The sequence below is a fragment of the Anabaena sp. CA = ATCC 33047 genome, from assembly GCF_963870205.1.
Classification (GTDB): Bacteria; Cyanobacteriota; Cyanobacteriia; order Cyanobacteriales; family Nostocaceae; genus Trichormus.
The window spans coordinates 1-8,489 of record NZ_CAWMSA010000018.1 but is presented as its reverse complement, the minus strand read 5'-3'; the positions used below and the strand labels follow the sequence as shown (position 1 = coordinate 8,489).

Annotated in this window: 6 protein-coding genes and 1 pseudogene; 5 read left to right on the top strand and 2 right to left on the bottom strand. The window is 42.3% G+C overall.

Annotated elements, in window-relative coordinates:
* Positions 1-133: 133 nt before the first annotated feature.
* Entirely contained in the window at positions 134-520 is a 387-nt protein-coding gene (locus tag AACS98_RS04915; RefSeq protein ID WP_066376937.1) for a DUF760 domain-containing protein, read from the top strand.
* 67 nt (positions 521-587) lie between these two features.
* Here AACS98_RS04915 and AACS98_RS04910 read toward each other — a convergent pair whose 3' ends face one another.
* Positions 588-890 carry an RNA recognition motif domain-containing protein gene (locus AACS98_RS04910; protein WP_066376936.1) on the bottom strand — a complete coding sequence of 101 codons (303 nt, stop codon included), beginning with the start codon at positions 888-890 and terminating at the stop codon, positions 588-590.
* A gap of 663 nt (positions 891-1,553) precedes the next feature.
* Between AACS98_RS04910 and modB the strand changes: the two genes are divergently transcribed.
* Both modB and AACS98_RS04900 read left to right on the top strand, forming a co-directional pair.
* The gene (gene modB / locus AACS98_RS04905) at positions 1,554-3,386 is read left to right on the top strand and encodes a molybdate ABC transporter permease subunit (RefSeq protein ID WP_066376934.1); all 1,833 of its coding nucleotides are present in this window, start codon (positions 1,554-1,556) and stop codon (positions 3,384-3,386) included.
* Positions 3,387-3,562: 176 nt separating this feature from the next.
* A complete protein-coding gene (locus AACS98_RS04900; protein ID WP_066376932.1) occupies positions 3,563-4,753 on the top strand; it encodes an MFS transporter in 1,191 nt (396 codons plus the stop codon).
* A gap of 110 nt (positions 4,754-4,863) precedes the next feature.
* Here AACS98_RS04900 and AACS98_RS04895 read toward each other — a convergent pair whose 3' ends face one another.
* Positions 4,864-5,367, bottom strand: a complete 504-nt coding sequence (locus AACS98_RS04895; protein ID WP_066376931.1) for a 2TM domain-containing protein — start codon at positions 5,365-5,367, stop codon at positions 4,864-4,866.
* A 1,047-nt stretch (positions 5,368-6,414) separates the two neighbouring features.
* Between AACS98_RS04895 and AACS98_RS04890 the strand changes: the two genes are divergently transcribed.
* Both AACS98_RS04890 and AACS98_RS04885 read left to right on the top strand, forming a co-directional pair.
* Positions 6,415-7,251 (top strand): sulfotransferase family protein, encoded by an 837-nt coding sequence (locus AACS98_RS04890; RefSeq protein WP_066376930.1) that lies wholly within the window; start codon positions 6,415-6,417, stop codon positions 7,249-7,251.
* 593 nt (positions 7,252-7,844) lie between these two features.
* Positions 7,845-8,489 (top strand): annotated as a pseudogene (locus tag AACS98_RS04885) (hypothetical protein); the annotation flags it as partial.

Sequence of the window (8,489 nt, the reverse complement as noted above, 5' to 3'; positions counted from 1 at the left end):
AATGACTAATGACCAATGACTAATGACTATCTGTAGTGTTACTACCCTCTAGAAGAGTTCGGTTATGCGAACTAGCTATAAAAATTAAATTGTTAAATTAATTGATAGTTGAGCAACCATTGAGATAATTGCTATGAGTAATGATTCCCATCGCAATCCCGAAAATGCTTTGACTGAATTCATAAATGATAACCGGCTGTGGGAATATCTGCAATCTCTGAATCCTGAAACTGTTAAGGAATTATCTAAACCCGGTTCAGTAGAAGTGCTTCATTTAATTCAACGTTCTGTGATGGCAACTTTGGGTAATTTACTGGGTAACAAGTTTAACACAACTATCACAACTAGCCGCGAGGAGTTAGGAAAGCTTTTAGGTTCTGCAATGGTAGATGGGTATTTCTTGCGTAACGCAGAACAGCGTCTAGAGTTAGAGAAAAGATTTTTGCCTAGCAATGATCAACTTAACGCCAATATTTATCCGTGGTTAGAAAATTCTCAAGCAGAAGAATTAGCCGATTAAAAATACCAAAAAAAGGCTCAAGCATTGGAACTTGAGCCTTTGCTCAATTCAAGTTAATCAATTAAAATTAATAGCGGTTACGGTTGTAGCCACCACCACCACGATTTCCACCAAATGAGCCTCTATCTTCTTTGGGTCTGGCTTTGTTGACTTTCATATCACGACCCATCCACTCAGCACCATCAAGCGCATCAATGGCTGCTGCTTCTTCTGCTTCTGTTTCCATTTCGACAAAACCAAAGCCACGTAAGCGACCTGTTTCACGATCTGTTGGTAGCTGAACACGCTTTACAGTGCCATATTCTGCAAACACAGCAGTAAGCGCATCTTGGGTAACTTCATAGGAAAGGTTACCTACGTAAATCGACATCAATCTTCTCCAAAATCATGAGTATGCAGAGAGTTAGATTTCGGAGAGAGTCTGTAAATACCAAAAGGAAAAAGCCTGTCAATACTAAAAACAAACGCCATCGCCGAATTAAGTCTCACACCTCATCATTACACATAAATTCTGATAGTCATGAAAAAATTTAAAAAAATTTACAAAAAAACATAAATATCGGACTGACGCAAGTGTCACATTAAATATGTCTTGTAGGGTGCGTCAGACTGCCTAAATGCTGTCAACAAACATATTGTTGATATCTGACGCACCCTACTAATATGCCAGTTGCGTAAGTCCTGATAAATTTTACTATTTGTCTTGGCAGCTTCAGAAGCTGCTATTGATTCAGGTGAGATGAGGCGATATCTAATTAACATTACTTTGGGCAATGTGTAATCAATAATACGGAATTTTAGCTAAGTTGGCAATATTTTAAACATAGACTGTTCCATAACTCAAGAGGTGGCGATGCTTGGCAAAGAGCCAGAAAAAACAGTCTGGGATGTGAACTAGCAACTAGATAATTCAGAAAGAATCCAGTAAATTGTTGTGATATACCAACTAAATCATCATAAAGTTGGTAAATTAGGAAGGTAAGAGAAATTTGACGAGAAAGTTTGTTGCTCCTTAGTTCTGGTGAATACAACTATGCCAATGGATTTGTCACCCCTCTGGATATCACTGAAAACTTCGTTATTGGCTACATTTATTACCTTCTTTTTGGGTATTGCGGCTGCATACTGGATGTTGGGATATCGTGGTAAGGGCAAATCGTTGATTGAGGGGATTTTTGTAGCTCCCTTGATTTTACCTCCTACGGTTGTGGGCTTTTTGTTACTGCTGTTTTTCGGCAAAAATGGCCCAATGGGGCAATTTTTGCAACCTTTCGATATCAGTGTAGTATTTACTTGGTACGGGGCAGCGATCGCAGCTACAGTAGTCTCTTTCCCTTTAATGTATAAAACTGCATTGGGGGCGTTTAAACAAATTGATAGCAATCTCCTCCAAGTAGCCAGAACTTTGGGAGCAAATGAGTGGACAATCTTTTGGCGTATCAGTTTACCCCTAGCATTCCCAGGCATTTTAGCAGCGACATCTCTGGCCTTTGCCCGCGCCTTGGGTGAATTCGGTGCCACATTAATGTTAGCTGGTAACATCCCCGGACAAACCCAGACCATCCCAATGGCTATTTATTTTGCTGTGGAAGCTGGGGCGAATGATGAGGCTTGGTTTTGGTCGTGGGCGATTCTGATTGTTTCCCTATCAGCTATTATTACTGTTAACTTTTGGCAAGAACAGAGGGGAAGTAGGGGGAGACAAGGAAACACGGGTGCAGGGGTGCAGGGGTGCGGGGGTGCAGGGGTGCAAGGAAGTGAGATTTTTGGGTTATCGGCTGCATCTGGTGAGGTGAAGCTGTTGGTGGATATTGAGAAGCGATTACCGAGTTTTCACCTGAAAGTGTCTTTTAATAGTGATGAGCAACCGTTGGGATTGTTGGGCGGTTCGGGTGCGGGTAAAAGTATGATTTTGCGGTGTATTGCCGGAATTGAGACACCGACGAAAGGACGGATAGTTTTAAATGGTAGAGTGTTATTTGATTCCGAAAAGAGAATTAATCTACCTAGCCGCGATCGCCAGATTGGTTTTTTATTCCAGAACTATGCCCTATTCCCAAATATGACAGTAGCGCAAAACATCGCGTTTGGACTACCTCAAGGAATCTCAGCCCAGAAAATGCGATCGCAAATCGCAGAATTATTAACAGCCATGCAGTTAACAGGATTAGGCGATCGCTACCCGCACCAACTTTCTGGCGGACAACAACAACGAGTAGCCTTAGCTAGAGCCTTAGCCAGTCAACCACAAGCCTTACTATTAGATGAACCTTTTTCCGCCCTCGACACATATCTGCGTAGTCAACTAGAACAGCAAATGATAGAAACTCTAGCCGAATATCGAGGTGTGACACTATTTGTCACCCATAACATGGAAGAAGCTTACCGAGTTTGTCCTAACTTGCTAGTCATGGAAAAAGGTAGAACCGTACATCATGGTTCTAAATACGATATTTTTGAGCATCCGGCAACAGTGAGTGTTGCTCAAATCACCGGCTGCAAAAACTTCTCCAGTGCTATTGTTCACACATCGCAACAGATAGAAGCCCTTGATTGGGGTTGTCAATTGCGAGTTATGGAAGCAATACCCCCAGAAGTAACGCATATTGGCATCCGCGCCCATCATCTCACATTCACCAAAGAACCCAGCCAAACAAACTCTTTTCCGTGCTGGTTAGCCCGAACCAGCGAAACACCCCACCGCATGACATTGTTTTTAAAACTCAATTCTCCAGCCAACGACTTACACGATTACCACATACAAGCCGAAGTCTACAAAGAGAAATGGGCAACTCTCAAAGATCAACCTTTCCCCTGGTATGTGCGTTTAGACCCCCTGCGGCTAATTTTAATGAATAGTCATTAGTCATTAGTCATTGGTCATTAGTCATTAGTCATTAGTCATTAGTCATTAGTCATTAGTCATTAGTCATTAGTCATTAGTCCCCAATCCCCAATCCCCAATCCCCAGTCCCCAGTCCCCAGTCCCCAATCCCCAAATCCTGTGCTTCAATATGAAAGCTATTATGGATTTGATGGAGTATGCCGCAGAAAACAGCCGCTTTACGGTTTGTCATTTTGTTGGGTTTTGTTAGTCTCTGTGCTGATGCTACCTATGAAGGCGCGCGTAGCATCACAGGGGCTTATTTAGAGGTTTTGGGAGCTAGCGGCACAGTAGTCGGTCTAGTAGCTGGTTTTGGCGAATTAATTGGCTATGGCTTTCGTCTAGTGATTGGATATCTCAGCGACCAAACAGGTAAATATTGGGGAATCACAACATTAGGTTACTTTTTAAATACTGCCGTTGTGCCATTGTTAGCATTAGCTGGCAGGTGGGAAGTAGCCGCAGGTTTAATGATGGCAGAACGCACAGGTAAAGCTATTCGTACTCCTCCACGAGATGCGCTGCTTTCCCACGGTGTCAGTCAAATTGGCCGAGGCTTTGGCTTTGGTTTACATGAAGCAATGGATCAAACTGGTGCTGTTATGGGGCCTTTGGCTGTAGCGGCGATGGTTTATTTTCAGGGAGAATATCGCAATGGCTTTACAGTATTGATTGTCCCTGCGGTTTTGGGTTTAGTAGTGTTGGGAGTTTTACAATTTATTTATCCTAACCCTAGAGATTTTGAGGAAGAAACAGAGGATAGTCCCAAAGAGGAAGAATTACCGCAGATATTTTGGATTTATTTGGGTGCTGTGGCCATTATCGCCGCCGGTTATGCAGACTTCCCTTTGATTGCGTTTCATTTTCAAAAACAAGGTATCGCTACGGGGCAAACCATACCTTTGTTTTATGCTTTAGCGATGGGTGTAGATGCGGTAGCAGCGTTAATCTTTGGCTATCTGTTTGACCGCATTGGGATTTTTGTGTTAATTACTGCGGCTTTGCTCTCATCTTTATTTGCGCCATTGGTATTTTTAGGCAATACCCAACTAGCACTGTTAGGGATAGCATTTTGGGGGATTGGCATGGGAGCGCAAGAATCAGTTTTAAAAGCTGCGATCGCTGGTATGGTTCCCAAGCACAAACGCGCCACAGCCTACGGTATTTTCAGCACTGGCTATGGTCTAGCGTGGTTTTTAGGTAGTACCTTAATGGGTGTGTTATATGACCATTCAATTACTACGTTAATAGTTTTTTCTTCCGCCACTCAACTATTAGCAATAGTATTTTTCACCTGGGTAAAATTGCAAGCTGACAAGACTAATACCGCACTAACAAAACAAGTGTAAAACGGTGCATAAGTGCAGGGTCGAATAATAAATATTGACTTGTAGAGACGTTGTATGCAACGTCCCTACAAATAACTAATAACTAATGACCAACGACTAATGACTAATAACTAAATCTGCAAAACTTTAAACCACCTATTTACAAAAGTGTTAATAGTTTGTTTAACTTGATGTCTGCGATACCATCTTTGAAAAGCCCTTTCATATTCTTCACCCTTCATCAGAAAAGTGTTCCAAACATCCAACCCGACTGCTAACCCACTGAATACTAACAGGTAAAGCGACCAAGAAATAGTCCCACCACCGACAAAATCAGCCAAAATCAGAAAACCATTGACAATAGTATAATTGCCCAAACGCTTCTTAAATCTTGTCAGACGGTAAGTATTAAAAGCTTGACGCTGCTGGATTTCTTGGTGTTGCGATCGCCAGTCCTTTTCTGCTAACTTTAAACTCTCCGGCGAAATGTCTAACTCCTGAGCAATTTCTACAATTTGCTCATAGCTAAACTCTTTTTCTTGGTCGTCAGCTTGGCGGGCGATCGCAAGTTGTAGAATTTTTTGTACATCATCTTGGCTATAAAAACGGTTGTTTTGAGAATCAAAGTCCGTCATAGTTGCTATCTGTAGGTATTTTCTCGCTTAAGATTCATCGCCCGCTAGCCATCAGCTAGATTGCATCATCTCAGATATTGTTCTATCTCTACACTAGCAAATATTTCCAAAACTACCTCAATCACAGCCATTGTACTCGACTGACACAGCTAATTTTGTGCATCAGATGTAGATGTAGTAGCGTGGCAAGGCTAAAATGATGCACAAATATAGTTCTTGTGGTGCGGGCTTCTAGCCTGCACCGGAGGGGATAGGGAGCTTATCCCACAAGAGAGTTTTAATGCAACATTTAAGGCTTGCCACGCCAGTAGTAGCGTGACCGGGCTAAAATAGTGCATTAGATGTAGGTTGGGTTAAGCGCAGCGCAACCCAACTAAGATATTGGTATTGGGTTTCTTGAAGTCAAACGCCATTCGCCCCAATCCGGGAAACCCTTCCACGGCGATGGCTCCCCAACCTACAATTTTTTTGCATCATTTTAGTCGTGTCAGTCCAATACAAATACCTGATTTTATGCAAAAATCAAACCGGATTTCTATATAAACATTATTCTATCCTACGCATTAGTAAATCTCATGATTTTTTTCAAAAATTGCTGGTTTACTCTTATTCATCAATATATTATTAACCATCATAAAAATAAACAAAAAAATACATTATGAAATATTCAAATTTAATTTTTACAAAGAGGCTATTTATCAAGTAAATATTGAGTAGTGTGTGTTACGGCCATGAAAGAATTTGAGCATTTGAGAGAGTAGAAATTAGCCGTAACGCACCAATAAATACGATGCCGTACTCTCAGCTAACGCACCCTACTGGACTGACACGACTACAATTTAAGTTTTACTTGATCAATAATCTCTAAGGTAATTTTGAAGAATTGATGAATTCAGTTAAACAACCCCTAGTAGTTTTTCCTCTTACCTATTCCCCCTAATCATTAGCTAAAATACCAGTAGAATTACGGATGAGTAAATATAGCTAATTTAGATAATATTTATGGTGCAAATAGCGGTATGCACAAGCAAAAACCCTAAATTTTCAATGAATGCAAAGTTAAACTTTATCTCAGGGCTACCACGCTCTGGTTCGACATTGCTGGGTGCTATACTCAGACAAAATCCCCGATTTCACGCTAGTATGTCCAGCCCTGTAAGCTCACTGGTGGATCGGATGCTAGAAGCAATGAGTGAAGATAACGAATTTTCTGTTTTTATCTCACCAGAACAAAAACGCTCTTTAGTCTTAAATATTTTTAACGCATATTATCAAGACCAAGCAGATAAAGATATTATCTTTGATACTCATCGGGGTTGGTGTAGTAAACTATCATTAATTAATCAACTATTTCCAGATGCCAAAGTAATTTGCTGCGTCCGTAATATAGCCTGGATTATGGATAGTGTTGAGCGGCTAGTGCGGCGTAATGCCTTTGATGTTTCCAAATTATTTAATAATTCTCAGGAACGCGCCAACGTTTACAGCCGGACTGAAGCATTGAGTCAAGGAAGTCGATTAGTAGGGTTTGCTTATAATGCCCTCAAAGAAGCTTTTTATGGTGAACATAGCCAATCTTTACTCTTAGTTGAATATGATTTATTAACTCAAAATCCAGAGAAGACCATATCACTAATTTATCAATTTTTAGAGACAGAACCCTTTCCCCATGATTTTGATAATGTGCAGTATGATGAACCGGAATTTGATCAAAGACTCCAGACTCAAGGCTTACATAAAGTCAGAGAAAAAGTAGAGTTTAAACCACGACAAACCATTTTACCACCAGATTTATTTATCAAATATTACGACTTGAGTTTTTGGACAGAACTGAGAAACAGTCAAGCAAACGTCATTGTTGCCCAGCCTTTAGACACACTCTAAACAGATGGTCAAACACCGTAGGGCGATGCACTGTCCACAACGGCAAAAACCAGGGTAGAAGCAAGTTTTCCCCATTGCCAACTTCAAGTTATTTGACTTTTCACCTTATGTGGAAAAGCTAACGTCAAACCTCACCCCCTCACCCCCTTCCCTACTAGGGAAGGGCGGGTTGTAGAGACGTTGCATGCAACGTCTCTACTCATGCTGTTCGGAGGTTTGGAGAGGGGTTTTCCCGAACCCGTCAACAGTCAGAAACCTCACCCCCTAACCCCCTTCCCTAGTAGGGAAGGGGGAACAATTAAAGCCTCTCTCCTTATAGGGGAGAGGTACCCTGCGGGTTCGCGTAGCGTCTCTGAAAGAGAAGCAAGCTATGGAGAGGGGTTTTCCAGCCCTAGTAGGGAAGGGGGAACAATTAAAGCCTCTCTCCTTATAGGGGAGAGGTTGGGAGAGGGGTTTTCCCGAACCCTTCAACAGTCAGAAATTTCATTCAGCCTGAATCAAGTGCTGCGACAAGTTAAAGCACTCGATTGAGGACAAATCTCTAGAGATTTGTAGAACTCAGACAAACTTTCATTAACAACAGGAGAATTAATATGGCACCTTCAGTCAACGAACCATTGCTAGTCACCCAAGCAACTGATAATGGTCTTGGTGATACCGTAGGTACTCTGAGTTGGGCGATTTTACAAGCCAATCAACAAGATGGAGATGACACCATCACCCTCGACCGTGATGTGCGCGTTACAGGAGTGATGAAAACCCTGATTAACAGCAACATCACAATTGTCGGGAATGGTAACAGTATTAGCGGTGATGCTAATAACAATGGTATTACTGATGATGGTGATGTTCGCCCCTTGTTTATCAAGTCCGGCACAGTGAATATCTCGAATTTAACCATCACCAATAGCATGGCTAAAGGGGGAGATAGTTACTACGGTGGCGGTGGTGCTGGTATGGGCGGCGGCTTGTTCATCTATGATGGCACTGTGTCATTAACTGATGTCACCTTTAGCAATAACAAGGCACAAGGCGGCAGTGGTATGCGTGTTCGCCTGGACAACGGCGATATCTTGTCCGGTAGTGGCGGTGGGATGTTTGGCAACGCCACTGGCTTCGGCGGCGGTGGGCTGTTTGCTAATAGCGATGGTAGCAATGGTGGCTATGGCGGCAACGGCAATTACGGCGGCAGAGGTGGCACCAACGGCGGCAACGGCGGTTTCGGTGGCGGTGGCGGT

What these genes read in the sequence shown, in the direction of transcription:
- AACS98_RS04915 (WP_066376937.1), top strand. Translation starts at nt 134, where the DNA reads ATGAGTAATGATTCCCATCGCAATCCCGAAAATGCTTTGACTGAATTC.
- AACS98_RS04910 (WP_066376936.1), bottom strand. Translation starts at nt 890, where the DNA reads ATGTCGATTTACGTAGGTAACCTTTCCTATGAAGTTACCCAAGATGCG.
- modB (WP_066376934.1), top strand. Translation starts at nt 1,554, where the DNA reads ATGCCAATGGATTTGTCACCCCTCTGGATATCACTGAAAACTTCGTTA.
- AACS98_RS04900 (WP_066376932.1), top strand. Translation starts at nt 3,563, where the DNA reads ATGCCGCAGAAAACAGCCGCTTTACGGTTTGTCATTTTGTTGGGTTTT.
- AACS98_RS04895 (WP_066376931.1), bottom strand. Translation starts at nt 5,367, where the DNA reads ATGACGGACTTTGATTCTCAAAACAACCGTTTTTATAGCCAAGATGAT.
- AACS98_RS04890 (WP_066376930.1), top strand. Translation starts at nt 6,415, where the DNA reads ATGAATGCAAAGTTAAACTTTATCTCAGGGCTACCACGCTCTGGTTCG.